Below are 25343 nucleotides of genomic sequence, written 5' to 3'. Positions count from 1 at the left end.
CGTCATGTCGGGGGGCATCTTGGACAGTTTGCATCCTGATCTCCGCATCGCTTGGGAGAAGATGGGGTCTTACGTTGGGCCTGCTTCGGCAGAAGAGTTGGAAAAACTACTAAAATACTTTCCTGATCCACCAGCAGAGTATTTAGAGCTTATTCAACGGTATAAAGATTTGCAGATAGAAAGCAAAGAGGGGACACGAGAGTACATCTATTTTTCGCTGCTTTCTCCGTTGGACGTAGTGAGTTGGCTTGAATGGTATTCGTGGCTTCAGGTTGAGCTGCCTGGAAGTTTCTTCTTCGCGCAGGATGGAGACATGGCGTATTTCATTGGGGAAAATGAAGGTAGAGAAGGCGTTTATCATGTACAAATTTCTGCCCCAGATTGGACATATGCAGATTACATAGCCCCATCGATTCGCGCTTGGCTCTGTGATGGAGTTGGCTGGGCCGATAAGGAGAACTTATGACCCTTCGTCCGCGTGCTGTCGGCATCCTTTTCAATGATCAGAACGAAGTTCTTCTTATGCTGCGTCGGAAAAATGGCAAAGCTTATGCCACGCTTCCCGGTGGTGGCATCGAGGAAGGCGAAACGCCCGCCGAAGCCTGCGCCCGCGAGGTGCTGGAGGAAGTCAACCTCGTGGTCGAAGTCGGCCCGGAAGTGCTCGTGCTCGACAATCTGCAAAACCACGAACACTACTTCCTGACGCGGCTGGTGTCTGGCGAAATGCGCCTGGGCGATGGCCCGGAAGGCACCATTCGCCAGAGCGAAGAAAACTGGTATCGGCCCGAATGGGTCAGTCTGAAACGCCTGGAAGAAGTGAACCTCGTACCGGAGCAGGCGCGAGGCCTGGTGCGTGGTTTAAACGATCAAAGCAAGTCAAAAGAAGGTAATCAATGAAACTCCCCTATTCCTGGTTGAAAGAACTTGTTCCGAACCTGCCCCCCGTTGCTGAACTGGAGCCTATCTTCGCGCACCTGGGGTTGCCGCTGGAGGGCGTGGATGAAGTTCCCGCGCCTGTGGCGGGCGTGATTCTGGCGGCGGTGCAGGCCGCCGAGCCGATGGCGGGAACGCAACTCACCAGATTGACGCTTGCTACGGGCGCGAGTGGTGTGAAAACGGTGGCGTCCGGTGCGCCGAACGCGGTGGGGCTACCGGCAGGAACGATGGTCGCTCTGGTGACGCCGGGCACCTCGCTGGGGGGCATGGAGTACGGTGTGCGCTCGATGCAGGGCGTGGAGTCGTGGGGCATGTGCGCCAGCGCGAAGGAACTGGGGATTGGGGAGGCCAGCGCAGGCATCCTGACCTTCCCGGTGGGAACGGCGGCGCCCGGTACGCCCATGAGCGAGTTGTGGCCTGCCGATCACGTGCTGGACATCGAGGTGACGCCGAACCGCGCCGACGTATTGAGTGCGCTGGGTGTGAGTCGTGACCTGGCGGCCTTCCTGAAACTGGAGTTGAAAGAGCCGGTGGTGGGCCCCGTGCCGACGCAACCGGGCGAAATTCGCGTGACCCTACCCCCCAAGGGCCGCACGCTGGAACGCGACCCGTCCAGAAAATTGCGCTTCGGCTGTGACCACTTCGCCGCCCGCGCCGTCAGTAACGTACAGAACGGCCCCGCGCCCCTGTGGATGCAGCGCCGCGTGACCCTCAGCGGGATGCGTTCCATCGACCTGATCGTGGACACCAGCAACTACGTGATGATGGAACTGGGCCAGCCCACGGCGCTTTATGACCGCCGCGACGTGCAGGGTGACCAGATCAACGTGAATTTCGGCCTGCGCGAAGGCGAAACGGTGAAGGACTTGATGGGCAATACGCACCAGGTGGGCCCGGAAGACCTGCTGATTCTGGACGGCGGAGCCGGCGAGATTCCCAGCGTGGCGGAAGCTTTTGCCAGGGCCGGCGAACCGAAGGCGGGAAATCACGTGCTGGGCATTGCGGGCATCGTGGGTGGGGATCACGGGCACGTGCGGGCCGACACGCACAACGTGGTGATCGAGTCGGCGCACTTCGACCCGGTGCTGCTGCGGCGCACAGCCACCCGCCTGGGCCTGAAAACCGATGCCGTGTACCGTTTCGAGCGCGGCGTCGACCCGCTGCTCGCCCCGAAAGCGGCTCAGCGTGTGGCGGAACTGCTGGCGCAGTACGGGGGCGGCACGCCGGAGAGCGGTCAGACGCTGGTGGGCGAGCCGGAACTGCCACTGGAAATCACCGCGACCGGCGACCAGATTCGCGCCCTGCTGGGCATGGACATTGAAACGGCCGAAATGCGCGACATTCTGAAGCGGCTGGGGTGCCAGGTCGAAGGTGCCGGCGACGAACTGAAGGTCACTGGCCCGTCGTGGCGTGTGGACATGAACATCTGGCCCGACCTGGCCGAGGAAGTGGCCCGCCTGCACGGGTACGCCGAACTCCCGGAGACGCTGCCGACCATGCGGGTTCACGAGAGCAACCTGGGCGCGTCTGCCCCCAGTCAGGCCCGCAGCGACCTGCGCCGTACCCTGTCCGGCCTGGGCTTTCAGGAAGTGGTGACGTACACCTTCACCAGCGACGACGAAGCGCAGAAAGCCCGCACGGAAACGCCGGGGGTGCGCCTTCAGAACCCCATGACCACCGACCGGACGGGCATGCGAACTGCCCTGTACCCCAGCCTGCTGAAAGCCGCGCAGGCCCACGCCAAAGGCGAACGCGTCCTGCTGTTCGAAATCGGGCGCATTTTCCCCGCGACGGGTGAAACCGAGCGCCTGGGCCTGCTGATGCGCGGCGACCTGGCGGGCGCCACCTACCAGCCCGGCGTGAAAGGCAACTTCAGCGTGTTCAAAGGCCTGGTCGAGAGCCTCGCCGCCGCTGTCGGTGCCGCCTTCACGCTGGAACAACTGCGGGGAGACGACGTTCCTGCCGCGCTTCATCCCGGCATTGCCGGGGCCGTCGTGTGGAATGGCCAACGCGTCGGCTGGCTCGGCGCACTGCACCCGGAAATCGCGCAGGAATTCAACCTGAAGGGCGACACGTTCATCCTCGAAGCGGCCTTGCCCTTGCCGGGACGTTCCTGGGCCTTCCGCGACCCCAGCCGCGCCCCCGCTGCCTGGCGCGACCTTGCGGTGATTGCCCCCACGGGGGTCAGTTACGGTGAAGTGGCCGCCCTGCTGAAACGCGAAGCGGGCGAATTGCTGGAGAGTGTGGAACCCTTTGACGTGTATACCGGAGATCAGGTCGGGGCCGGCAACCGCAGCGTGGCCGTGCGCCTGGTGTTCCGCGGCGCCAAGACCCTGACGGATGAGGAAGTTGACCCCGTTATGGACAGGCTGATCGGAGCCGTAAAAGCGCAAGGCTGGAGCATCCGCGAGAAGTAACAACAGACGAGAAAGGGCGACTGGATTAATGTTCAGTCGCCTTTTCTGTAGGTTCGTGTTTTTCACTGCGCCCAAAGTTGCGGGTAAATCCAGAGCTGAGCGTCGTTTGACTCATTGACGCTGGCGACGGTTGAGGCAGTTCGATTTGTTGAGCCGGGAATAGCTCAGAGATTCTGCTGGGCTGGTGATTTTTCGCCGGAGCGAACGACTCATCATCGTCAGGTCACGTCGGTCAGGTGAGGCGGAATTGCTGGATTGATAGGTTTCTGGACTTTCCTCCGCACATCCGAGAACGGCTCCTGAATTCACTTCATAGCGTCCACAACCGTATTTTCTCTTCCTCACGTTCGGCGCGCAAGAACAGCCTGGGGAGCACCATTCTCTTCTTCCGGGGCGTATGGCCCCTGTCTCGGGAACTTTTCATGTCCTCGCCGCGTACCCTGAACCATGAGTAGCTTTTCTGGCGGTGGATTCTTCGGTCATTCGCGTTCCAGTGGTCACCGTGGCGGCCTGGGCGGGTTTCTGGGAGGCAGCCACAGCAGTCACGGGCGGGGGCGTTACGTGCAGCACGGGCATTACCGCCCGGTGAAGCGCCGGGGCGGCTGCCTGAGCCTGTTCGTGCTGGGGGCGCTGACTGCCGGTTCCGGGGTGTTCGGGCTGGTGTCTCTTCTCAGTTGATTGCGTTTTTAGATGATGCCCGGGCGGCCCGTGGGGGTGGCCCGGTCGGTCATTCCTGGCCGGCCCTGTGGCCTGCCGGGTTGCGGCGTGAATTGCCTGGGGTGAGGCGCGTGGAGGCGTGGGAGGGGAACGGCGCGGCCTTTGCAAGGTTCACTTCCCCGTCTGGGCCACTGTTCCTGAAGTACCTGCCGCTGGGCTGGCGCGATGCCCGCGCTTACCGCCGGTTCGGGCGCGAGATTGCCTACTTGCGTGACCTCGCGCCGCTGTGTCCGGTGCGGCACGCGCCCCTACTGCACGCAGCGCAGGAGGAGGGGCGCCTGCGGTCACACCTGCTTACGCCGGATCTGCTGCCCGAAACACATGGCTGGGGGGCTTTCCAGACCGAGGCGCAGCGCGGCGCGGCCCTGCTGGACGTGGTGCGCGTCATGGCGCAGTTGCACGCTTTCTGGGCGAACCATACGGCCCTCACTGGTGCATGGGCGTGGCAACCAAACGTGCTGGTTAAACAAGCAGAGCAAATGACCTTGAAAGCCACTGGCCCGCACATCCCAATCATGCAAGACGTGACCGCCGTGCTGCCTGAGCTGCTGGGCCGCACTCCCATTTCCACGATTGCCCACGGGGACATTCACTCGGGGCAACTGCTGTGGCCGGTCGCGGGCGGGTTGCCGTTCCTGATCGATTATGGGCAGGTGCATACCAGCATTCCTGGTGAAGACCTGGCCCACCTGCTGCACGTTCGCCTGAACGCCAGCGAACGGACTCAGTGGGGCGACACGCTGCGTGAAGCGTACCGCGAGGAAGCCGCCGCGCACGGCCTGAGCCTCTCCCCGGCGCGCCTCAGGCACGAGGAGCACGCGGGCCTGGCCCTGAACGTCCTTGGCACTTTAAAGACCGCCGCCCGTTCTCCCGGAAGTGGCGTGCAGGGCGCCGTGCAGAATGTTCTGGCGAGCTGGGCGGAGTGGCTGGCCTGATGTCCGTCATTCAGCCGATGTTCTCTCTGACTTCGCCAGGTAGACTGCCTCTTCATGCCTGATTCCCTGCATTCACGCGCGGGTTACGCCCGCTTGGCCCGCGAACTGGGCGGATACTTTCACCCGTGGCAGCGTGAACTGGGTGGCCCTGACCCGGAACTCACGTTTGATGTGGTGCTGACCTCGCTGCTCACGCCACAAACGCGGGTGCTGGAGGCCGGGTGCGGTCACGGGCTGGACGCCGCCCGCTTCGGCCCGGACAGCGCCGGTTGGGCCGCTTACGATTTCGTGCCGGAAATGCTTGAACAGGCACGCAAGAACGCCCCGCACGCGCAGTTCTTCGATTGGAACGGTAAGCCAGATGTGCCGGACGGAATGCAGGTGCCGTTTGACCTGATCGTGTCGCGGCGCGGGCCGACCAGTGCGATCCTGCACCTGAACGAACTAGCCGCCCCGGATGCCCGGTTCCTGTACGTGGGGCCGCGTCTGGAGGTGCCGCAGGTGCCGGAGCGACTGGCCGCCGTGAACTGGGCCATCCTGAGCGAGTGGCGCGTGAGCGTGCAGGCGTTCGCTCCTACCTGGGAAGACTGGCAAACCCGCGGCGCCTTCATGGGCGAACCGGCCCACCGCGCCGACTGGGACAGGTGCGCGACAGCAAAAGGCCTGCCTTACCGCGAGGAGAGGTACATCGTGCTGGCCGGCCGATCCGGGTGAACTTCAGGGCAGGTGCTGCGGCGTAATGGGCAGAATTTACGCGTCATCAGGCGCATCTTGACCCTTTCGCCCGCGAGATCACAGGTGCCGGACGGCAGGGGTTCGTAGCCAGGGAACCAATTCGATTTTCCTGCCGTAACGTCTTGCATGGGATTCTTGAAGAAGATGATGGCCGCTATCGGGGTAGGAAACGCCAGTGTGGACGCGCAGGTTCACCACAATGCCGTTCGCGTGGGCGGGCAGGTCACGGGTGTGGTCGTCATTCGCGGCGGGGCCATCGAGCAGCGCATCGAGCGGATTAACCTCGGCCTCGCCACCCGCTACAAAACTGACGACAGTTACATGACGCATCAACTCTCGAAGGAGCAGGTGGTTCCTGGGTTCACCCTGCGTCCCGGCGAGGTGCGCGAGTTTCCTTTCAGCATTGCCGTGCCGCTGAATACCCCCCTCAGTTTGCCCGGCACGCAGGTGTGGCTGGCCACCGACGCCGACATTGCGGGCGCGGTCGACCCCGGCGATCAGGATCACCTGCAAATCCTGCCCAGTTCCGAGGCGGAAACCCTGATCGCCGCCGCGCAGCGCCTGGGCTTTACCCTGTCGGGCAGCGAAGTCGAGTATCACCATGGCCAGATCGTGCAGGAACTGGCCTTCCGGCCCCCTTACGGCCAGTACAAGATTGCCGAGATCGAGATGATGATGTTTCCCAGCCGGGGCGGCCTGGACGTCATTCTGGAAGTGGACAGACGCGCCACCGGCATGGCGAGTTTCTTCGTGAGTGAATTCGAGCAGAAGGGCCGCTGGCACCTCGGCGCCCAGACGCTCGCGGGCGGGCCGGACGCTGTGGCCCGCGAACTGGAAGTGCGAATTCGCGCGCTGATGTAAACCGCAAGCTCCCCGAGGCCAGTTTCCGTGGTGGGACTGGCCTTTGTCGTGGCGCTGCAACCTCGCGGTTTGAATCGTGTCCCGATTTCTGTACCGGGTGCAGTCAGAGGTTAAGCTGGAGGGGTTACCACCTGCCCCGCCCTGACCCTTCCCCGAGGTTTCCCATGACCCACCTGACCGAAACCGAAATAAAAGCCGTCTTCCAGGCCCAGCAGGCCCACCGCGCCCGCATGCAGCGCACCACGCCCGCCGAGCGCCGCGCCCTGCTCAGGGGTTTTCGTGCGGCCGTGGGCGCCCGCCGCGAAGCTTTCATCGCGGCCATGCACGCCGACCTGGGCAAAAGCCGCACCGAGGTGGAAGTCACGGAGCTGCACCAGGTCATGGAAGGGCTGAACCACAACCTTCGCCAGGTGGAACGCTGGATGCGCCCCCAGCACGTTCCCGGCCCCATGACCATGCCCGGCATCCGGGGCGAAATCGTGCCGCAACCCAAGGGCACGGTGCTGATTCTGGGGCCGTGGAATTACCCCATCACCAATCTGCTCTCGCCGTTCGTGGACGCCCTGAGCGCCGGGAACACCGTTATTCTGAAACCCAGTGAGAAAGCGCCCGCCACCGCGCAGGTCATTCAGGAACTCATTGAAGCCGTCTTCGAGCCGCACCTGGTGGCCGTGGTGCAGGGGGACGCCGACACCGCCGCGTTCCTGACGCACCTGCCGTTCGACCACATTCTGTTCACCGGAAATACCGGCGTGGGCCGGAAGGTCATGCAGGCCGCCGCTGGCAATCTGACCCCGGTCACGCTGGAACTGGGCGGCAAAAGCCCCGTCGTCATCGACCGCAGCGCCGACCTGTCCCTGGCCGCCCAGCGCACCGCCTGGGGCAAACTCATGAACGCCGGGCAGACCTGCATTGCCCCCGACTACGTGCTGGTGCCCCGCGAAAAGCAGGCCCAGTTCGTGCGGCACGTCCGCGACGCCGTGCAGGCCATGTATGGCGACCCGCACACCCTGCGGCAGAACGCGGATCTGGGGCGCATCATCAGCGCCGAAAGTGTGGCCCGGCTGCGCGAACTGGTGGTGGGCAGCCTCAACCTGGGCGCGACCCTGAACCTCGGCGGGGAATTCGACGAGCAGGGCAAATTCATCACGCCCACGGTGCTCAGCAACGTCACCCGCGCCATGCCGGTCATGAGTCAGGAACTGTTCGGCCCGGTGCTGCCCATCCTGCCTTACGACGACCTGCAAACCGCGCTGGACGACATCAACCGTGGGCCGACACCCCTGGCCCTCTACGCCTTCGGGAACGGCGAAGCCACCCGCTTCATTCAGCAGCGCACCCGCAGCGGGGGCATGGTCAGCAACGGCGTCATCATCCACATCACGGACCACCGCCTGCCCTTCGGGGGGTTGGGCCACAGCGGCATGGGCCACTACCACGGCGAGCACGGCTTCCGCACCTTCAGCCACTACCGCACCGTGGTTCACGAAGGCAAGAACAGCATCACGCACCTGGGCCACCCGCCCTTTAGACGCCCCGCCGCCAGGGCCGCAGGCTGGCTCCTGAAATTCACCGAGAAGTTGCCGTGATAACCCCTCGGCCCCTGGCGGGGCAGCTCCCCTCAGGGGGAGCTGTCAGCGAAGCTGACTGAGGGGTTATTGGCTTACCCGTCCTCGTCCTCGGGTTCTGCCTGCTCGGTTTCGGGCGTGAGGGTCATGAGTTCCTCGGTGGGGGAGAGGTTCTCGCGCTCGGCGGGGCTGGGGCCGGTGTCCAGTCCGCTGATCAGCACTTCGCCTGCTCCGCTGCGTTTCTCGTCGGTGGTGGACATGCCCTTTACCGTACCTGTCCAGCCCGCTTGCCGGGGTGACCGGGGCTTTAGCATTTGCGAATGCCCGACCGCCCCAGCGACGACCACCCCAGCAATGCCGCCAGTCTCCATGAATTTCACCGTGCCATCGGCCTGAACCCACCGTCCACGCCGACCGTGCCTGATCTGGCCCTGCTGGAGCTTCGGCAGACGCTCCTGTGTGAAGAATGGACGGAGGTGCAGGAGGAAATAACCGCCCTGCGCGAGCGTTTGCAGTCGGCTGAGCCTGTCCAGCCTGGGGACCTTGCTCCGCTGGTGCATGAACTTGTTGACCTGCTGTACGTCACTTACGGCGCCCTCGATCAATTCGGGGTGGACGCCGACGCCGTATTTGCCGAAGTGCACCGCGCCAATCTCAGCAAGACCACCGGCCCCAAACGAGCCGACGGCAAGCAACTCAAGCCCCAAGGCTGGCAGCCTGCCGACGTGCGCGCGGTGCTGGAATCGCAGGGATGAATGATCGCTAAAATTCTGTGCGCTCGGGACGGCAAATCGTCATGACGGGCTGACACGTATGAAGCAGAATGGCGTATGTCGGACGGTGATACCTACAAGTACGACTACCCGGAGAAACTGCCGCTCACGCTAAAGCAGAAGCTGAGTCGCCTATTCACAGTGATCCTGCTGGTACTGGCGTGGGGTTGGTTCTTCCGTTACGGGTTGCCTGCCTTTGGAGAGTTAGGGGGGATTCCCGTCGCTCTGATGACCATCATTCTGCCAGCGGCAACGTTCAGCAGGAAGAAAAAAATTGAACTGTTCCCGCGTTACCTGATCTGCGGCCCAAACATCGTGTACTTTCAGAACGTGGAGGCGTTGACCCTGAAGGATCAGGCGGGCACGCTCACCATCGATTACCTGCAAGGCAAACTGAAAAAACAGTTCGTGTTAGACCGCAAGAACTTTCCCACCAATGCCCGCAAGCAGCACAAGATCGACGCGAACAGGCAGAAGAAGTTCGACAAGGTGGTGGCGCGCATTACGCGTGCGGTGGGGCAGCAGGCCCCGCAGGTGGCCCTTCCCGTGTTGCCGTTACCTGCTGACGCGCCAGTGGCGGTGCAGGCATGAGTCAACCCGTCTCTCCTCTCATCCAACTGGAGGACACGCCGCCGGACTTTCTGCGTGGCCCGGTGGTCTCCGGTTCTGAGGTCGCGGCGCGGCGGCACATTCACCTGCTGTACGTGCCCACGGTGTATTGCAACCTGGATTGCAGCTACTGCTACCTGGGGCAGCAGACCAGCACCGCCGACCTGAAACTGGACATTACCCGCGCCGTGAGCACCTTGCGGTTCGCGCTGGAGAAGTTCGAGGCGGCGAACGTGCTGCCATTCAACGTCTCCCTGCATGGCGGCGAGGTCACCACCCTGCCGGTGCCGGTGCTGGACGAGCTGTTCACGATCATTCGCGGGCATTACCGCCAGCATTTCGACGAGTTGAACGCGCTGGGGTACCGCAAGGCCGCGCCGCACATCAAGACTAACCTGTTCCGCTTCGCGCCCCTGCTGGAGCTGTTCCGGCGGCACAAGGTCTCCGTGAGTGCCAGTATCGACCTGCCGTTGGCGCTGCATGACCGTTACCGCCTGCGCCGCGACGGCAAGGGCTGGCGCGACCGCACCGAGGAGAACCTGCGCTTGCTGGCCGCTTACCCTCACAACAGCAAAATTTCGGCCACCCTGTCGGCGGTTCACCTGGAAGATGTAGATGCCATCGTGCAGGACATCTGGTACATCCACCGTGAACTGGGCTTCGACATGAACAACATGAACCTGATGTTTGCGTTCGAGTCGGCCCTGAACAGCGAAGACCCGAACAAAGTTCCTTTGCAGCCGGTGCACGCTCCCGGTCAGCTGGCGCTTTACCACGCCCTGCACGAGCAGTTCATGGGCACCGAACTGGAAGAAGGACTGCGCCGCAACTGGTTCGATGAATTCTCGCCGTCTTACTGCACCAATGCCTTCAACTGCGGCGAGAAGTTCTACCTGCTGCAAAGCGACGGGAACGTGTACTCGTGCGTGCGCGGCCAGGGCATTCCTGAGTTTCATTACGGCAACATCTTCACCGACAGCGTGGAACAGATCCTGCAGACCGGTGCGCACAAGATCAGCCTGATGCACCAGCGTTTCGGGTTCGACGAGCATTGCCAGGGCTGCGGGCACCTGTCCACCTGCCACACCGGCTGCGCGGTGGTGAAATTCCAGCGTCAGCACGGCCAGTCCTATACTTGTGACCTGCAACGGCAGATGTACGCCGATCAGCCCCTCAGTTTTCCTGCCGATCCGCCGGAGGAGCAGCGCGAGTACGCTGCTGCCTACGCCGCGCAGATGCACCCGACCCTGCACCTGGAGGGCCTACCGACCCTGGCCCCGCAAAGACTGGTACTGCCCAACGACCTGTACGACGAGAAGAACGAACTGCTGAAAATCATCGAGCAGGATGAGACCTTGCAACAGCTCTACCGTGAAGACGCTTTCCTGCTGGAACACGGCGGCGAGGTGCTGGCGCTGGCTTCCCAGATTCTGAAGCCCGAACGCCTGCTGCTGACGGTGGCCGAAAACGATCCGGTCGGTCTGCATGTTCACCGTGACCTGCTGGCAGGTGGGGAAGCGCACCGCAACACCCTGTACGTGCAACTGCTGCGCGACAGTCCGGTGGTCTACGGGGACGAAGCCCGCACCAAGCAGGCGCACCTGTTCACCTACCAGTTGTGGCTGGATCACCTTTTGCCCAGTTCATACAGTGAAAACTACCTGTACGCCGACCTGGGGCCGATTCTGCGGGCTCATTCTCACCTTTACCAGCGGGGTGTGCTGAATAACCTGCTGGTGACCACCAGCGCCCTGCGCGACTACCATTACCTGAAACAGAAGAACAACGCCTTCTACCACATCCAGGCCATCAATCTGCCCTTCCAGAACGCCGAATTCTATTACCTGAAGGAGAACGAATGACGCAAGCGCCCGTTTCACAGTCCCCGGCCAGCCCCGACCACCTGCGGCGCGTGGCCTTCACGGTCGAACAGTTTCTGAACACGATTCCCCGGCTGGAGGCCAGCGAGCGTGCCAATTTGGAAAGCACCATAGTGAACTGGCTGGCCCGCCAGAAGCCCGGCAGCGCCTACGTGGTGTTTAATCACGCCGGACTGTACCTGCACAGCGGTGGCCAGTTGCGCGGCAGTTTTCCCCTCAGCAGCCAGAGTGCCGTGAGCGCCTGGACGGACGGCACGCGCATTTCCGCCATCGACCCCACCGCGTACCAGGGGGGCAGGATTCAGAAAACCAGTGGTCTGAATCTGCCCAATCCGCCTGCAACGGGGGCGCGGGGAATTCTGGGGATGCTCGGCCGCCGGGGCCGCGGTGGGAATGGCCGGGGAAGCCGCAGTGGCGGCCATTACAGCAACAACAATAATAATAACAATAACAACAACAATAATAATAACAACGGCTGATTTTCATGTAAAACCCTGAGCGGCTTCAATATTTAGCCGGCCTCTTGGTTCGTTCCCATGACCGTTGCGGTGAGTGTGGGCTCGGCGGGGTTAAAATGCCGTCATCCATGAACGAGTTTTCATCTCATGCGGCCTGCGTGGCGGCCCTGGTCGAGCGGCACGGGGCGCGCCAGGATGCTCTGCTGCCCCTGCTGCACGACCTTCAGGCCGAGGTGGGCTTCATTTCCGAGGAGGCCATCCGGGCGCTGGCGGCGGCGCTTAACCTCGGTCGGGCGGAGGTGCAGGGGGTGGTGAGTTTCTACCATGATTTTCGCACCCAGCCGGAGAGCAGGCCGGTGATCAAGTTATGCCGCGCCGAGGCCTGCCAGGCGCGCGGTGTGGAGGGGCTCATAGCCGCGCTGCCCGACGATTTCACGCAGCGGGTGGCGCTGGACAGCGTCTATTGTCTGGGGCTGTGTAGCGTGGGGCCTAATGCCCTGGTGGGGGGCGCCGTTCAAGCCCACCTGGACGCCGAAAAACTCCAGCAACTGGCCGGGGTGAAATCATGACGCCTCCCCAAACAGCACCGATGACCGTGCGCGTCGCCGCCGATTCCTTGGCACTGGCCTGCGGGGCGGATGCGGTGGCGGCTACTTTTCAGCGCGCGGGCTGCGAGGTGCAGCGGGTGTCCAGCTGGGGAATGCACTGGCTGGAACCGCTGGTCGACATCGGCGGTGAGGGCTTCGGGCCGGTTGCCCCAGGCGATGTCGCGGCCATCCTGCACGGTGATAAGACCCTCAGTATCGGAAAAATCGAGGAGCACCCGTTCATTGCCCGTCAGATGCGCCTGACCTTCGCCCGTGCCGGCAAAACCCGCCCCCTGAGCCTGGACGATTACGGGGCGACGGGCGGCTGGCGTGGGCTGCAAAAGGCGCGGGAACTCGCGCCGGAAACGATTGTCGAGCAGGTCACCGCTTCCGGCCTGCGGGGGCGTGGCGGAGCGGGCTTCCCGGCAGGAATCAAGTGGAAAACCGTCGCGGCAGCCCCCTGCACGGAAAAGTACATCGTGTGCAACGCCGACGAGGGCGACAGCGGCACCTTCGCGGACAGAATGGTCATGGAAGGCGACCCCTTCCAGCTCATCGAGGGCATGGCGATTGCCGGACTGGCGGTGGGTGCGGGAAAAGGCTTCATTTACCTGCGCAGCGAGTACCCGCACGCCATCAAAACCATGCGGGCCGCCATTGAAGCCAGCCGCGAAATTGTCGCTCCGTTCACGCTGGAGGTGCGCGTCGGCGCGGGTGCTTACGTGTGCGGCGAGGAAACCTCCCTCCTGAACAGCCTGGAAGGGAGACGCGGGGAAGTCAGGGCCAAGCCGCCGCTGCCTGCCATTGCCGGACTGTTCGGCCTTCCCACCGTCGTGAACAACGTCCTGACCCTCGCCGCCGTGCCGCACATCATCGCGGACGGGCCGGAAAAATACGCCAACTTCGGCCTGGGACGCTCACGCGGAACCATGCCCGTGCAACTCGCCGGAAACATCAAATACGGCGGTCTCTTTGAAGCCGGCTTCGGCATGAGCCTGCGCGAACTGGTGGAGGACATCGGCGGCAGCACCGCCAGCGGCAGACCCATCAAGGCCGTGCAGGTCGGCGGGCCACTCGGCGCGTACATTCCCCTCGATCAGTTCGACATCCAGTTCGACTACGAAACCTACGCTGGGGCAGGCGCCCTGATCGGTCACGGCGGCATCGTCGTGTTCGACGACACGGCCGACATGGCCCGCCTGGCCCGCTTCGCCATGCACTTCTGCGCCGAGGAATCCTGCGGCAAATGCACCCCCTGCCGAATTGGAGCCGTGCGCGGGCGCGAGATCATGGACAGAATCATCAGCGGAAACGGCCGGCCGGTCGATGCCGTGGAAGGGTTGCCGCAAATGCACAACGCCACCACCGCGGGCAGGTCGCACGTGGATGAAGTCGCCCTGCTCACCGACCTGTGCGACACCATGAAATACGGCAGCCTGTGCGCCCTGGGCGGCTTTACCCCCTACCCCGTCATGAGCGCCCTGCGCTTCTGGCCCGAAGACTTTGGACTCACCCGTGAACTGGTGGAAGGAGCATCCGCATGACCCCTTATCGCCCGCAGGATGACCTCGGCACGCCGCCGAGTCTGTCCACCGACTCCGTGAGTTTGACCATCGATGGCCGCAGCGTGACTGTTCCGGCCGGCACCAGCGTGATGCGGGCCGCGGCCGTGTCGGGCGGCTCCATCCCGAAGCTGTGCGCCACCGATAACGTGCAGGCGTTCGGGTCGTGCCGCCTGTGCCTGGTCGAGGTGGAGGGGATGCGGGGTTACCCGGCGTCCTGCACCACGCTGGTCAGCGCGGGCATGACTGTGCGCACCCAGTCGCCCGCGCTGGAGAAACTGCGCCGCGGCGTGATGGAACTGTACATCTCGGATCACCCGCTGGACTGCCTGACGTGCAGCGCCAACGGCGACTGCGAGTTGCAGGATCAGGCGGCGGCAGTGGGCCTGCGTGACGTGCGTTATGGCTACGAGGGCGCGAACCACCTCAAACAGCCGACGGACACCAGTAACCCGTACTTCGACTTCGATCCCAGCAAGTGCATCGTGTGCTCGCGCTGCGTGCGGGCGTGCGACGAGGTGCAGGGCACCTTCGCCCTGACCATCGACGGGCGCGGCTTCGCCAGCATGGTGTCGGCGGGAACGTCCAGCGACAACTTCCTGTCGTCCGAGTGCGTGTCCTGCGGCGCGTGCGTGCAGGCCTGCCCCACCGCCACACTGAACGAGAAGGCCATCAAGATCATCGGCAAGCCCGAACGCAGCGTCGTGACCACCTGCGCGTACTGCGGTGTGGGCTGCACCTTCCGCGCCGAGATGCGCGGCGAACAACTGGTGCGCATGGTGCCCTGGAAGGACGGGAAGGCCAACCACGGGCACAGTTGCGTGAAGGGCCGCTTCGCGTGGGGTTACGCCAACCACGCCGAACGCATTACGAAGCCGATGATCCGCGAGAACATCACCGACCCGTGGCGCGAAGTGTCGTGGGATGAAGCCCTGACTTACGCGGCCATGAAACTGAACGCCATCCGTGAGCAGCACGGCCCCGGCGCCCTGGGCGGCATCACGTCCAGCCGCTGCACCAACGAGGAGACCTTCCTGGTGCAGAAACTGGTGCGGGCGGGCTTCGGCACCAACAACGTGGACACCTGCGCCCGCGTGTGCCACAGCCCCACCGGGTACGGCCTGAAAACCACCTTCGGCACCAGCGCCGGCACGCAGGACTTCGACAGCGTGATGTTCAGCGACGTCCTGCTGGTGATCGGCGCGAACCCCACCGACGCGCACCCGGTGTTCGGCAGCAAGATGAAACAACGCCTGCGGCAGGGCGCAAAACTGATCGTCATCGACCCGCGCCGCATCGACCTGGTGAAAAGTCCGCACATCGAGGCGGCTTACCACCTGCCCTTGCAACCCGGCACAAACGTGGCTGTGCTGACTGCGCTGGCCCACGTGATCGTGACCGAGGGACTGGCCGACGAGGACTTTATCCGGACACGCTGCGACTGGGACGAGTTTCAGGAGTGGGCCGACTTCGTGTCGAACGAACGCCACAGCCCCGAAACGCTGGAAGCGGTGACCCGCGTGCCGGCCGCTGACCTGCGCGGCGCGGCACGCCTTTTCGCCACCGGGGGCAACGGCGCGATCTACTACGGCCTGGGCGTCACCGAGCACAGCCAGGGCAGCAGCACGGTCATGGCGATTGCCAACCTGGCCATGGCGACCGGCAACATCGGGCGGCCGGGCGTGGGCGTCAACCCCCTGCGCGGGCAGAACAACGTGCAAGGCAGTTGCGACATGGGCAGCTTCCCGCACGAACTCCCCGGCTACCGCCACATCAGCGACACGGAAGTCCGCACGCAATTCGAGGAGGACTGGGGTGTGACCCTCGACCCCGAACCCGGCCTGCGCATCCCCAACATGCTAGACGCCGCGCTGGACGGCACCTTCAAGGGCCTGTACATCCAGGGCGAGGACATCCTGCAAAGTGACCCGGACACCAAACACGTGGCGGCGGGCCTGGCGGCGATGGAGTGCGTCATCGTCCACGACCTCTTCCTGAACGAGACCGCCAATTACGCGCACGTGTTCCTGCCCGGCTCCACCTTTCTGGAGAAAACCGGGACGTTCACGAACGCCGAACGCCGCATTCAGATGGTGCGCAAGGTGATGGAACCCGCCAACGGCTATGAGGACTGGCAGGTGACACAACTGCTCGCGCGCGCGCTGGGCTGCGACTGGAACTACACCAGCTCCGCGCAGATCATGGGGGAAATTGCCCGCCTGACGCCCACCTTCGCCGGGGTCAGTCACCACCGCATCGAGATGCACGGCTCGCTGCAATGGCCCGTGACGGGCGAGGATCACCTCGGGTCACCGATCATGCACGTGGACGCTTTCGTGCGTGGCAAAGGAAAGTTCATGGCCACGGGCTACATTCCCACCGACGAGCGCACTGGGCCGCGTTACCCTCTGCTGCTGACCACCGGGCGCATTCTGTCGCAGTACAACGTGGGCGCCCAGACGCGCCGCACCGCCAACACCGCCTGGCACCCCGAAGACCGCCTGGAAATCCACCCCACCGACGCGGAAAACCGCGGCCTGAAGGACGGTGACTGGGTGAAACTCGCCAGCCGCGCCGGGGAAACCACCCTCCGCGCCCTCATTACAGACCGCGTCGCTCCCGGCGTGGTGTACACCACCTTCCACCACCCGGACACGCAGGCCAACGTGGTCACCACCGACTTTTCCGACTGGGCCACCAACTGCCCCGAGTACAAGGTCACCGCCGTGCAGGTCACGCCCGCCCACGCCCCCAGCGGCTGGCAGGAGAACTACCGCGCCCACACCGAAGCCTCACGCCGCATCGAGGTGAGTAATGAATCCTGAAAAGACGGCTTCAAGGAAGGCGGCTTTTCCGAGCAGAGCGAGTCGGGAAAGGTCAAACTTCGTAATGGTAGGGATGCGCCTGGCGTTCTTCCGGGGGCATCACGGGAATGAAGGAGTTTGGAGATGACTGAACACCCCACTCCTGACCAGACCACTTCTGAACAGTACGCCGACTGGAATGACCGTTTAGTCCGCATGGCGAACGAAATCGCCCGGAACTTCACGGCCATCGGCCATGAACGCGCCGCCGTGGCGACCGCCGACCACATCCACAGTTTCTGGGACAGGCGCATGAAGGAAAAACTGTTTCAGGCTTGCGAAACCGGAGAGTGTGGCCTCTCGCCCGCCGCCCACGCCGCCTTGCAGCTCCTGCATGACCGGGGCGCACCCGCCCACCAGACCCGCGCCACCGAGGACATTCCTGGGGCGTCCGACGCCGGGTAAAGCACAGCAGAACCCCCCGCCACAGCCAGGGCGGGGGATTCTGGTTTCTACTTGGCTTGGTTCTGGCTCAGTTGCGGCTGCCGCCGAACAGACGCAGCAGGAACAGGAACATGTTGATGAAATCGAGGTAGAGCTGCAGGGCGCCGTTGATGGCGGCCCGTTCGGCCATTTCGCCTTCCACGCCGCTCAGGGCCAGCTTGCGCAGCATCTGGGTGTCGTACACGGTCAGGCCCGCGAACAGCAGCACGCCCACCACGCTGATGCCCAGGGTCAGCGCCGTGCCGCCGATGAACATATTCACGATCATGGCGACCAGCAGGCCGATCACCGCGAACATGAAGAAGCGTCCGAATCCGCTGAGGTCTTTCTTGATGGTGAGCCCGGCGACGGTCATGGCCCCGAAGGTGCCGGCGGCGGTGGCAAAGGCGGCGAACACGCTTTGCAGGTCGTACACCATCAGGAGGCTGCTGAAGGTCAGGCCGGTCATGGCAGCGTAGGCGATGAACAGCAGCCCGGCAATGGCGCTGGGCAGGCGCTGCGCGAAGAGGCTCAGGACGAACACCAGTGCCAGTTGCCCCAGCAGCAGGGGCAGCCGCCACTGGGCCACCTGAAGGGCGAAATTCATGTTACTCGCGGTGATCCAGGCGATGCCGGCGCTCAGGGCCAGGCCAGCGGTCATCCACGAGTAGGTGCGGGCCATGAACGTGCGAACCAGATCCGCCCGGCCGGCTGTATTCAAAGTCGAGGGGTAATTTTGCATACCGTCACTGTATACGCTGAACGGGTGAAAAAAGTTCCCAACGGCGTGAAGGTCGCCGGGAAATATCGCTGGCGGGGGGCCCGCGCTCCTCATCTTTCCAGGGCGGCCAGCCAGGGGTGCTGGGCCGTTGTGCGGGCCACCTGCTGGGCCAGCCACTCCTTTTCCGGGGTGCTGAGGGTGGGCAGGCTGCGCCGGAAGTCCTGTTCATCCTTGGGGCGGGGCTGGCCGCCGCTGGTGGCGGACTTGAACAGCAGGGCGGCCTGCGGGGCCAGGTAAGGCAGCCCATTTTCAGCGTGCCGCCTGGCCTCGCTGAGGGGCAGGGTTATGCCGGGGTCACGGCGGTAATGCCAGCGTTCGCCTGACAGGTCGGTGAACATGAAGTCCGCCAGGATCACGTCCGGCAGGTCGGGGTGCCGCGCATGCACCTGGTGGTGAGGGGGCTCCAGCGGGGCCGTCCACGGCTGGTAGGTGCCGTCCAGGGGGGCGTCGGTGCGCCAGCCGCCGGCCCGCAGCAGGGCCAGCAGATCCGGTTGCCGTTCGCGGGGAAAAACGATGTCCACATCGTCGTGCGGGCGGGCCACGCGGCCCAGGTGCAGGTCGAGGGCCACCCCGGCCGCGAACATCCACGGGGCGTCCAGGGGCGCGAGGGTCTGTGCGATGAATTCAGCGGGGCTGAACCCGACCGTCCGGGCGTGGTGCCGCAGGGCGGCGTCTGCGAAAGCGTGGTCAGCGGCGCGGCGGCCCTGCGCCTCGAAAACGTGGCGGTACCCTGCGGCGGCGCCGTTGTCCGCGCTTAACAGGGAGGCCAGCGCCTGCTGCTCGGCCCGCCAGCCCGTTCCGTGATCCGGGAACACCAGGCGCCACCCGCCCGGATGCACCCAGTGCCCGCTGTCCGGGACATAGCCCACTTGCAAAAGCCCGCTGCGTTGCTGCTCGCTCAACTCGCCGGGCAGCACGTCCACGTGAAGCTCCGGCACGTCCAGATCGCTCAGGGCCGGGACACTGCCGGGGCCGCCTGCCTGCACGAAGAACACGCCGTCCTCACGGCCACGGTCGAGAAAATCGCCCAGGGTCTTTTTCAGGGCTTCCGTGGCCTCTTGCAGCGCATGCATCACCTTCCAGTCAAGCGCGGCGCGGGCCTGAAAGCATCTGTCATCTGGCTTAATGTCACGGCTGGAATAATGCGCGGCATGAAGTCAAGGGGAATGGCGGTTCTGCTGGTGGTGCTGGGCCTGGGGCTGGGGGCCACGCTGCTCAGGGATCAGGTGCCGGTGGGGGACGCCCGCGTGGCGCGGCAGCCCAGCGGGCCGGCGCTGGTGCAGGCGGAAGCGGCCGGGCGGCTGGAAAACGAACGCAACACCATGCAGATCGTGGCGAAGTACGAGCCGGGCCTGGTGTACATCAGCACCGAGCAGGACGTGACCACCCAGGATCCGTTCGCCTGGATGATGGAAGGCGGCGCCCAGACGCAGGTGCAGCGCGGCGTGGGCAGCGGGTTCTTCGTGAACCGGGCCGGCGACATTCTCACGAATTACCACGTGGTGGCCGGTGACGGCGGCGGGGCCAGCCGCATCACCGTGCGCGTGATGGGCAGCAGCAAAGCCGTGACGGCCAAAGTGATCGGCATGGCGCCGCAGTACGACCTGGCGCTGATTCGCCCCTCCTGTCTGGAGGCTGGGCTGATCCGGCCCATGCCGCTGGGCAACAGTGACGCCCTGAAGGCCGGGCAGAAGGTCATCGCCATGGGGGCACCGTTCGGCCTGGATTTCAGCGTGTCCGAAGGCATCGTGAGCAGCGTGGCGCGGCAGATCCCGATCGGCTTTGGCCTGGGCGGCCAGGGCATCACGCAAAAAGCCATTCAGACCGACGCCGCCATCAACCCCGGCAACTCCGGGGGGCCGCTGCTGGACAGCGCCGGAAACGTCATCGGCATCAACACGCAGATCTACAGCCCCAGCGGGCAGAGCACGGGCGTGGGCCAGAGCGCCGGGGTGGGCTTCGCCATTCCGGTGAACGTGGCCAGAAACCTGCTGCCGCGCCTGCAAGCGGCGAAGGGCGGCCTGGTCAGCGCCCCGCAACTCGGCATCAAGGCTGGACTGCTGGCGCAGACGGGCCAGGGCTTCATCCCTGTGGGAGTCAGTGCCCTGAGCGCCGCCGCCCGCCAGGAGTGGCGACTGCCGGACGCCGGCATCATGGTGGGCGCGGTGACGCCCGGCCTGCCCGCCGCCCGGGCCGGACTCAGGGGCGGCACCCGCGAGCAGCAGTTCCGGGGCGGCGCCGTGAGCCTGGGCGGGGACGTCATCACCGCCGTGAACGGCAAAGCGGTGGACGGCCTCGAAGACCTGCAGGCCGTCCTGATCGACCGCAAGCAGGGCGACAGTGTGACCCTGAAGGTCTGGAACGCCGGCAAGACCCGCGACGTGAAAGTCACGCTGGACGCTGCGGCCTTCCGGTGAGTGAACGGCTGAGCGGCAAGGACATCCTGGCGCGGCTGCGGCCCGGGGATCAGGCGTGGCTGACGGAACTGGCGGGTCTGGCCGGCCCGGCGGCCCAGGTGGCCCTGGTGGGCGGGGCGGTGCGCGACGCGCTGCTGGGTGTCACGCCGCTCGACCTGGATGTGGTGGTGGACGGCGTACAGGTCGAGGAACTGGCCCACGCCAGCGGATGGCCGTTCGTGTATCACCCGGCTTTTCAGAATGCGACGCTTCACCTGCCAGACGGACGGTTTGCCGATCTGGTGCGGGCCAGGCGCGAAAGCTACCCCGTTCCCGGTCAGAACCCCGTGCCTGAACCCGGCACGCTGGCCGATGACCTGCGCCGCCGCGATTTCACCGTGAACGCCCTGGCGTTACGTCTTGGCCCGGAACCGGAATTGCTGGATGTCGCCGGCGGACAGCGTGACCTCGATCGGCGGCTCCTGCGGCCCCTTCACCGGCACTCCTTCCACGAGGATGCCAGCCGGCTGGTGCGCGGGGCCAGAATCGCGGCACGGCTCGACTTGCAGGCCACGCCGGAACTGCTGGAGCAGGTGCAGGACGCGCTGCACATGGCCCCGCAAACATCGCGCCTGTGGGCCGAATTGAAACTGCTGTTGCAAGAGGCGCGCCCTTACCTGGCGGCCCTGAAGCTCCGCGAGTGGGGCGCGGGCGAATTGCTGCCGGACCTTCGCGTCCTGGCCGCGCTGGACGAACTGCCCGACGTGAACCCGCAGACTTACGCGGCGGGCCTCCTCGCCACCGCGCCGGACGCCGCGGCCCTGGCGCAGCGCCTTTCGTTGGGCGACAAACCCGCCGCGCTGCTCTCCCGCGCCCTGTCGGACACCTTCTCCCCGCCCGGCACGCCTGAAAGGCAACTTCGCGCCATCCTCAACCCGCACAGTTACGTTCCTCTGACCGGAAAGGACGTGCTGGCGCTGGGCGTCCCGGCGGGCAGGCAGGTGGGGGAAGCGCTGACCCATCTGGCCGAATTGCGCCGTGCGGGGCGTGTCAACAGCCAGCTGGACGAACAGCTGGCCCTGCGTGACTACGTTAAGAACGCGCCCGATTGACCCTCCCTTCCGTTTCACCGCCGCTGGGTAGAATGACGGGGACATGAATAACCTCCCCGGCCTGCTGGGCCTGCTGTTCGAAAATCCATTGCTGTTCGTCATCGTGGCCGGGGTGCTGCTGCTCTCGCTGACCTTCCACGAGTTCGCGCACGCCTACACCGCCTACAAACTGGGCGACCCGACGCCCAAACAGATGGATCGCGTCAACCTGAATCCCCTCAAGCACCTCGACCCCCTCGGCACCATCATGCTGCTGGTGGCCGGGTTCGGGTTCGCCAAGCCGGTGCCCATCAACCCTTACCGGGTGGGCCGCTGGGGGATGTTCTGGGCGGTGGCGGCCGGCCCCCTGAGCAACCTCCTGATCGCGCTGGTGTGCGGCCTGATCATGAAAGTTCTGCCGCGAGAAGTGCTGGTGGAAACGAACGTGGCGGGGCAAGCGCAACTGAGTTTCGTGGGCCTGGCCCTGATCACCATTCTGGGCACCAACATTGTCCTGGCGGTGTTCAACCTGATTCCTATTCCGCCGCTGGACGGCAGCCGCCTGCTGGGCGCCTTGGTGCCGCCGCTCAAGCGCGCCTTCGACCAGTTTGAAGCCAACCCCTCCAGTTTCCTGATTTCCATGTTCCTGGTGTTTTTCGTGCTGCGCCAACCCATCGGGAACATGCTGAGCGCCGTGCAAAACTGGGCGTTCAGCCTGGTGTTCTGACCTGACCCTTCCCCACGTGCTACCATGAAATCCCGGAGGCCGAGCGCCCCGGATTTCTTTTTTTGGGGCGCTCCCGGCTGGTGATTGGACGTTTTGACCTTTTCAAGTTCTGAGCATTCCCCGGAGGGAATCCATGAAATACATTTTTGTGACTGGCGGTGTGGTCAGCAGCCTCGGGAAAGGCGTGGCAAGCGCGTCCCTGGGCGCCCTGCTGCGGGCGCGGGGCTACCGCGTGACTGCCGTAAAAATTGACCCCTACATCAACATCGACGCGGGCACCATGCGCCCCTACGAGCACGGCGAGTGTTTCGTCACGGCGTCCGGCGCGGAAACTGACCTGGACATCGGGAATTACGAGCGCTTCCTTGACCTGGACGTTCCGGCGGGCAGCAACATTACCACCGGGCAGGTGTACCAGGAGGTGATCCGCAAGGAACGCGCCGGGGATTACCTCTCGCAGACGGTGCAGGTCATTCCGCACGTGACCGACGAGATCAAACGCCGCATTCGCGCTGCCGGCGAGAAGGCGGGCGCCGAAATCGTGCTGATCGAGGTGGGGGGCACGGTGGGTGACATCGAGTCGCTGCCGTTCCTGGAAGCGATCCGGCAGTTCAGGTTCGACGAGGGCGACGAGAACGTGCTGTTCCTGCACCTGACGCTGGTGCCGTACCTGGGCACCAGCCATGAGTTCAAGACCAAACCCACCCAGCACAGCGTGGCGGCGCTGCGCTCTTACGGCATCAGCCCGGACATCGTGATGGTGCGCAGCAAGGAAAAGCTGCCGCCCGAAATCACGCGCAAGATCGCGCAGTTCACGAGTGTGCGCGAAAACCGCGTGTTCTCCAGTTACGACGTGTCGCACGTGTACGAGGTTCCCCTGGCACTGGAGGAACAGGGCCTGGGCAAGGCCGTGGAAGACCTGCTGGGCCTGGAGCGCACCATGCCCAATCTGGGCGTATGGACGCACGCCGTGAAAACCATGAAGCAACCGGCCAACGAGGTCACCATCGCCATTGCCGGGAAGTACACCGCCATGCCCGACGCCTACCTGTCCATGATGGAGTCGCTCACGCACGCCGGCATCGCCAACGACGCGAAAGTCAACATCAAGTGGATCAACGCCGAGGAACTGGCCGAGGCGGGCGCAGGTGAACTGGAAAAGCAACTCGGAGACGCCGACGGCATTCTGGTGCCGGGGGGCTTCGGGATTCGCGGCATCGAGGGGAAAATCAAGGCCGCCGAGTACGCCCGCACGCACGACGTGCCTTACCTGGGCATCTGCCTGGGCATGCAGGTGGCCGTGATCGAGTACGCCCGCAACGTCGCCGGACTGCCCGAGGCGAACAGCGCCGAATTCGACCAGTACGCGCCCGACAAGGTCATCGACCTGATGCCTGAACAGCTGGAAGTCGAGGGCATGGGCGGCACCATGCGCCTGGGCGACTGGCCCATGCAGCTCAACGCCGGCACGAAAATTGCCGAGCTGTACGGCGTTCCGCAGGGCGGCACGGTCACAGAGCGCCACCGCCACCGTTACGAGGTCAATCCCGCGTACACCGACCGGCTCAAGACCGCGGGGCTGACCATCAGCGGCGTGACGCCCGGCGTGCAGGGACGCGGCGCGGGCCTGGTCGAGAGTATCGAGATTGCCAACCACCCGTACTTCGTGGCCCTGCAAGCCCACCCCGAATTCAAGAGCCGCCCGATGCGCCCCAGCCCCCCCTTCGCCGGCTTCGTGAAGGCCGCACTGAAAGGCCAGCGGGTTTAAGTGGTGAGCAGGAGGCCAGGCCAGGGCGCTGGGCGGAAACAAGGCGCTTTGAACAAGATGGTCTCTTATGCTCCCGCTGAAGCTTACTGGGCGCTGGCGGCTGCCCAACACTTCCCCCGCAACCTTTCCCTGTGAGGTCGGTTTATGAATCATTCTCTCTTCAAACGTTCCTCGCTGCTGTGCCTTGTCGTCCTGTTTTCCGCGTGTCGGCAGAGTCCTGAACCCAGCATAGAAGGCCCCTGGTCTGGCACGTTGACCAAGGACAACCAGACGATTGAGACACTGAAGGGCAATATGGAATACGTGTCTGACAGCGGCCTCGCCTTTGGACACCTGACTGGTCTTGGAGAGGTGTTCAGTGTAGTTGCCTCAACATCGAATGGGCCTGCCAACACGGGCAACCTCACCGCAACGACCCAAACCAGGAGCCTGAACTGCACCAGTGATCTGAGTATGAGTAGCTCGTCGTACACGGGCACTTGCACCCTGACCAAGAATGGCCAGACCACCAGTGGCTATACGCTCGCCCTGAGGCGTATCTACTGAACTCGCCTTTTAAGGCTGGAAGCAGTAGCCCCTCGGTGAGGGGACGGGCCTCTCCCTGACTTGAGCCGTGGTCAAAGGCGAGTATTAAATTTCGTCTCCAGAAGCAAATATTTTATCGAAAACAGCATTCACCTGGTTTTTCAGGTTCTCCAGGTCACCGTCATTCTCCAGCGTGATGGTGGCCTTCTTGCGTTTCTCGTGGGCGGGCATCTGGCGGGCGTCGCGGGCCAGGATTTCCTCGCGTGAAAGGCCACTGCGCTGCATGACGCGCTGAAGGCGGGTGTCCAGCGGGGCATCTACCAGCAGCACCGCGTCGAAGTTTTTCTCCTGGCCCGTCTCGAACAGCAGGGGAATATCCTGCACGATCCATGCCGCGCCCTGGGCCACCGCCTGGGCTTCCAAGGCCGCCATTCTTGCCCGCACGCGCGGGTGGGTGATCGCGTTCAGGATTCGCGTGCGCTCCGGATCACTGAACGCCGCGGCCGCCAGGGCCGCCCTGTTCAGCACGCCGCCCTGCACCGTGCCGGGAAAGGCCGCCCCGATCTGCTCAAGCGTCTGCGGTTCCTGCGTGACCAGCCGCGCCTGTTCGTCGGCGTCCAGCACGGTCAGGCCGCGCTCCCGCAGCAGCGCCGTCACCGTGCTTTTGCCCGCACCGATGCTGCCGGTCAGGCCCAGACGTTTGATGTGTTTATCCCCTGAAGCGGCCATG

At 64.3% G+C, this 25343-nt stretch carries 25 protein-coding genes; 21 read left to right on the top strand and 4 right to left on the bottom strand.

What is annotated here, in order from left to right:
* Window positions 1-4 precede the first annotated feature (4 nt).
* The 8 genes from E5Z01_RS04865 to E5Z01_RS04830 all read left to right on the top strand — a co-directional run bounded on the left by E5Z01_RS04865 (window position 5) and on the right by E5Z01_RS04830 (window position 8190).
* Complete coding sequence (locus E5Z01_RS04865) at window positions 5-466, top strand: hypothetical protein (protein ID WP_135228332.1); 462 nt, start codon at window positions 5-7, stop codon at window positions 464-466.
* A complete protein-coding gene (locus E5Z01_RS04860) occupies window positions 463-897 on the top strand; it encodes an NUDIX hydrolase (protein ID WP_135228331.1) in 435 nt (144 codons plus the stop codon). The genes E5Z01_RS04865 and E5Z01_RS04860 overlap by 4 nt, the downstream gene beginning before the upstream one ends.
* The gene (locus tag E5Z01_RS04855) at window positions 894-3353 is read left to right on the top strand and encodes a phenylalanine--tRNA ligase subunit beta (protein WP_135228330.1); all 2460 of its coding nucleotides are present in this window, start codon (window positions 894-896) and stop codon (window positions 3351-3353) included. Before E5Z01_RS04860 ends, E5Z01_RS04855 begins: the two co-directional genes overlap by 4 nt.
* 447 nt (window positions 3354-3800) lie before the next feature.
* Complete coding sequence (locus E5Z01_RS04850) at window positions 3801-4031, top strand: hypothetical protein (RefSeq protein WP_119763405.1); 231 nt, start codon at window positions 3801-3803, stop codon at window positions 4029-4031.
* A complete protein-coding gene (locus E5Z01_RS04845) occupies window positions 4028-5005 on the top strand; it encodes a phosphotransferase family protein (RefSeq protein WP_240738190.1) in 978 nt (325 codons plus the stop codon). Before E5Z01_RS04850 ends, E5Z01_RS04845 begins: the two co-directional genes overlap by 4 nt.
* A 54-nt stretch (window positions 5006-5059) precedes the next feature.
* Entirely contained in the window at window positions 5060-5719 is a 660-nt protein-coding gene (locus E5Z01_RS04840; RefSeq protein WP_135228329.1) for a class I SAM-dependent methyltransferase, read from the top strand.
* Window positions 5720-5866: 147 nt separating this feature from the next.
* Entirely contained in the window at window positions 5867-6601 is a 735-nt protein-coding gene (locus E5Z01_RS04835) for a sporulation protein (RefSeq protein ID WP_135228328.1), read from the top strand.
* Between the two features lie 164 nt (window positions 6602-6765).
* Window positions 6766-8190 (top strand): aldehyde dehydrogenase family protein, encoded by a 1425-nt coding sequence (locus tag E5Z01_RS04830; RefSeq protein WP_135228327.1) that lies wholly within the window; start codon window positions 6766-6768, stop codon window positions 8188-8190.
* Window positions 8191-8264: 74 nt separating this feature from the next.
* Here E5Z01_RS04830 and E5Z01_RS19400 read toward each other — a convergent pair whose 3' ends face one another.
* Window positions 8265-8429 carry a hypothetical protein gene (locus E5Z01_RS19400; RefSeq protein ID WP_167757770.1) on the bottom strand — a complete coding sequence of 55 codons (165 nt, stop codon included), beginning with the start codon at window positions 8427-8429 and terminating at the stop codon, window positions 8265-8267.
* A gap of 60 nt (window positions 8430-8489) precedes the next feature.
* On the opposite strand from E5Z01_RS19400, the gene E5Z01_RS04825 reads away from it, so the two are divergent.
* The 8 genes from E5Z01_RS04825 (at window position 8490) to E5Z01_RS04790 (ending at window position 17307) form a co-directional block, all read left to right on the top strand.
* A complete protein-coding gene (locus E5Z01_RS04825) occupies window positions 8490-8924 on the top strand; it encodes a pyrophosphohydrolase domain-containing protein (protein WP_135228326.1) in 435 nt (144 codons plus the stop codon).
* A 75-nt stretch (window positions 8925-8999) separates the two neighbouring features.
* Window positions 9000-9533, top strand: a complete 534-nt coding sequence (locus E5Z01_RS04820; RefSeq protein ID WP_135228325.1) for a hypothetical protein — start codon at window positions 9000-9002, stop codon at window positions 9531-9533.
* Complete coding sequence (locus tag E5Z01_RS04815; RefSeq protein ID WP_205750466.1) at window positions 9530-11413, top strand: radical SAM protein; 1884 nt, start codon at window positions 9530-9532, stop codon at window positions 11411-11413. Before E5Z01_RS04820 ends, E5Z01_RS04815 begins: the two co-directional genes overlap by 4 nt.
* Window positions 11410-11910 carry a hypothetical protein gene (locus E5Z01_RS04810; protein ID WP_135228324.1) on the top strand — a complete coding sequence of 167 codons (501 nt, stop codon included), beginning with the start codon at window positions 11410-11412 and terminating at the stop codon, window positions 11908-11910. Before E5Z01_RS04815 ends, E5Z01_RS04810 begins: the two co-directional genes overlap by 4 nt.
* A gap of 107 nt (window positions 11911-12017) precedes the next feature.
* Window positions 12018-12458 (top strand): NAD(P)H-dependent oxidoreductase subunit E, encoded by a 441-nt coding sequence (locus E5Z01_RS04805; RefSeq protein ID WP_135228323.1) that lies wholly within the window; start codon window positions 12018-12020, stop codon window positions 12456-12458.
* A complete protein-coding gene (locus tag E5Z01_RS04800) occupies window positions 12455-14020 on the top strand; it encodes an NADH-ubiquinone oxidoreductase-F iron-sulfur binding region domain-containing protein (RefSeq protein ID WP_205750465.1) in 1566 nt (521 codons plus the stop codon). The genes E5Z01_RS04805 and E5Z01_RS04800 overlap by 4 nt, the downstream gene beginning before the upstream one ends.
* Window positions 14017-16863, top strand: a complete 2847-nt coding sequence (gene fdhF / locus E5Z01_RS04795) for a formate dehydrogenase subunit alpha (RefSeq protein ID WP_135228322.1) — start codon at window positions 14017-14019, stop codon at window positions 16861-16863. Before E5Z01_RS04800 ends, fdhF begins: the two co-directional genes overlap by 4 nt.
* Window positions 16864-16986: 123 nt before the next feature.
* Complete coding sequence (locus E5Z01_RS04790) at window positions 16987-17307, top strand: formate dehydrogenase subunit delta (RefSeq protein ID WP_135228321.1); 321 nt, start codon at window positions 16987-16989, stop codon at window positions 17305-17307.
* 67 nt (window positions 17308-17374) lie between these two features.
* On the opposite strand, the gene E5Z01_RS04785 is transcribed toward E5Z01_RS04790, so the two are convergent.
* Together E5Z01_RS04785 and E5Z01_RS04780 are read right to left on the bottom strand one after the other, a co-directional pair.
* Window positions 17375-18067, bottom strand: coding sequence for a Bax inhibitor-1/YccA family protein (locus E5Z01_RS04785; protein ID WP_135228320.1), 693 nt, complete (start codon window positions 18065-18067; stop codon window positions 17375-17377).
* Window positions 18068-18156: 89 nt separating this feature from the next.
* Window positions 18157-19179: a nucleotidyltransferase domain-containing protein gene (locus tag E5Z01_RS04780; RefSeq protein WP_135228319.1), complete on the bottom strand. Its 1023-nt coding sequence runs from the start codon at window positions 19177-19179 to the stop codon at window positions 18157-18159.
* A 78-nt stretch (window positions 19180-19257) separates the two neighbouring features.
* Between E5Z01_RS04780 and E5Z01_RS04775 the strand changes: the two genes are divergently transcribed.
* The 5 genes from E5Z01_RS04775 to E5Z01_RS04755 all read left to right on the top strand — a co-directional run bounded on the left by E5Z01_RS04775 (window position 19258) and on the right by E5Z01_RS04755 (window position 24634).
* Entirely contained in the window at window positions 19258-20523 is a 1266-nt protein-coding gene (locus E5Z01_RS04775; RefSeq protein ID WP_135228318.1) for a S1C family serine protease, read from the top strand.
* Window positions 20520-21614 carry a tRNA nucleotidyltransferase/poly(A) polymerase family protein gene (locus E5Z01_RS04770; protein WP_240738189.1) on the top strand — a complete coding sequence of 365 codons (1095 nt, stop codon included), beginning with the start codon at window positions 20520-20522 and terminating at the stop codon, window positions 21612-21614. Before E5Z01_RS04775 ends, E5Z01_RS04770 begins: the two co-directional genes overlap by 4 nt.
* A gap of 43 nt (window positions 21615-21657) precedes the next feature.
* Complete coding sequence (locus E5Z01_RS04765; RefSeq protein WP_135228317.1) at window positions 21658-22320, top strand: site-2 protease family protein; 663 nt, start codon at window positions 21658-21660, stop codon at window positions 22318-22320.
* 133 nt (window positions 22321-22453) lie between these two features.
* Window positions 22454-24088 (top strand): CTP synthase, encoded by a 1635-nt coding sequence (locus tag E5Z01_RS04760; protein WP_135228316.1) that lies wholly within the window; start codon window positions 22454-22456, stop codon window positions 24086-24088.
* A gap of 144 nt (window positions 24089-24232) precedes the next feature.
* Window positions 24233-24634 carry a hypothetical protein gene (locus tag E5Z01_RS04755; RefSeq protein ID WP_135228315.1) on the top strand — a complete coding sequence of 134 codons (402 nt, stop codon included), beginning with the start codon at window positions 24233-24235 and terminating at the stop codon, window positions 24632-24634.
* Between the two features lie 84 nt (window positions 24635-24718).
* On the opposite strand, the gene coaE is transcribed toward E5Z01_RS04755, so the two are convergent.
* A complete protein-coding gene (coaE, locus tag E5Z01_RS04750; RefSeq protein WP_135228314.1) occupies window positions 24719-25342 on the bottom strand; it encodes a dephospho-CoA kinase in 624 nt (207 codons plus the stop codon).
* Window position 25343: the final 1 nt, after the last annotated feature.

Origin of the sequence: Deinococcus fonticola, from assembly GCF_004634215.1 — a bacterium.
Taxonomy (GTDB): domain Bacteria; phylum Deinococcota; class Deinococci; order Deinococcales; family Deinococcaceae; genus Deinococcus; species Deinococcus fonticola.
This window is presented reverse-complemented; position numbering and strand designations above follow the sequence as displayed.

Excerpts from the sequence above, each read along its gene's own strand:
- E5Z01_RS04865 (WP_135228332.1), top strand. The coding sequence starts at position 5 with ATGTCGGGGGGCATCTTGGACAGTTTGCATCCTGATCTCCGCATCGCT.
- E5Z01_RS04860 (WP_135228331.1), top strand. The coding sequence starts at position 463 with ATGACCCTTCGTCCGCGTGCTGTCGGCATCCTTTTCAATGATCAGAAC.
- E5Z01_RS04855 (WP_135228330.1), top strand. The coding sequence starts at position 894 with ATGAAACTCCCCTATTCCTGGTTGAAAGAACTTGTTCCGAACCTGCCC.
- E5Z01_RS04850 (WP_119763405.1), top strand. The coding sequence starts at position 3,801 with ATGAGTAGCTTTTCTGGCGGTGGATTCTTCGGTCATTCGCGTTCCAGT.
- E5Z01_RS04840 (WP_135228329.1), top strand. The coding sequence starts at position 5,060 with ATGCCTGATTCCCTGCATTCACGCGCGGGTTACGCCCGCTTGGCCCGC.
- E5Z01_RS04835 (WP_135228328.1), top strand. The coding sequence starts at position 5,867 with ATGGGATTCTTGAAGAAGATGATGGCCGCTATCGGGGTAGGAAACGCC.
- E5Z01_RS04830 (WP_135228327.1), top strand. The coding sequence starts at position 6,766 with ATGACCCACCTGACCGAAACCGAAATAAAAGCCGTCTTCCAGGCCCAG.
- E5Z01_RS19400 (WP_167757770.1), bottom strand. The coding sequence starts at position 8,429 with ATGTCCACCACCGACGAGAAACGCAGCGGAGCAGGCGAAGTGCTGATC.
- E5Z01_RS04825 (WP_135228326.1), top strand. The coding sequence starts at position 8,490 with ATGCCCGACCGCCCCAGCGACGACCACCCCAGCAATGCCGCCAGTCTC.
- E5Z01_RS04820 (WP_135228325.1), top strand. The coding sequence starts at position 9,000 with ATGTCGGACGGTGATACCTACAAGTACGACTACCCGGAGAAACTGCCG.
- E5Z01_RS04815 (WP_205750466.1), top strand. The coding sequence starts at position 9,530 with ATGAGTCAACCCGTCTCTCCTCTCATCCAACTGGAGGACACGCCGCCG.
- E5Z01_RS04810 (WP_135228324.1), top strand. The coding sequence starts at position 11,410 with ATGACGCAAGCGCCCGTTTCACAGTCCCCGGCCAGCCCCGACCACCTG.
- E5Z01_RS04805 (WP_135228323.1), top strand. The coding sequence starts at position 12,018 with ATGAACGAGTTTTCATCTCATGCGGCCTGCGTGGCGGCCCTGGTCGAG.
- E5Z01_RS04800 (WP_205750465.1), top strand. The coding sequence starts at position 12,455 with ATGACGCCTCCCCAAACAGCACCGATGACCGTGCGCGTCGCCGCCGAT.
- fdhF (WP_135228322.1), top strand. The coding sequence starts at position 14,017 with ATGACCCCTTATCGCCCGCAGGATGACCTCGGCACGCCGCCGAGTCTG.
- E5Z01_RS04790 (WP_135228321.1), top strand. The coding sequence starts at position 16,987 with ATGACTGAACACCCCACTCCTGACCAGACCACTTCTGAACAGTACGCC.
- E5Z01_RS04785 (WP_135228320.1), bottom strand. The coding sequence starts at position 18,067 with ATGCAAAATTACCCCTCGACTTTGAATACAGCCGGCCGGGCGGATCTG.
- E5Z01_RS04780 (WP_135228319.1), bottom strand. The coding sequence starts at position 19,179 with ATGCATGCGCTGCAAGAGGCCACGGAAGCCCTGAAAAAGACCCTGGGC.
- E5Z01_RS04775 (WP_135228318.1), top strand. The coding sequence starts at position 19,258 with ATGAAGTCAAGGGGAATGGCGGTTCTGCTGGTGGTGCTGGGCCTGGGG.
- E5Z01_RS04765 (WP_135228317.1), top strand. The coding sequence starts at position 21,658 with ATGAATAACCTCCCCGGCCTGCTGGGCCTGCTGTTCGAAAATCCATTG.
- E5Z01_RS04760 (WP_135228316.1), top strand. The coding sequence starts at position 22,454 with ATGAAATACATTTTTGTGACTGGCGGTGTGGTCAGCAGCCTCGGGAAA.
- E5Z01_RS04755 (WP_135228315.1), top strand. The coding sequence starts at position 24,233 with ATGAATCATTCTCTCTTCAAACGTTCCTCGCTGCTGTGCCTTGTCGTC.
- coaE (WP_135228314.1), bottom strand. The coding sequence starts at position 25,342 with ATGGCCGCTTCAGGGGATAAACACATCAAACGTCTGGGCCTGACCGGC.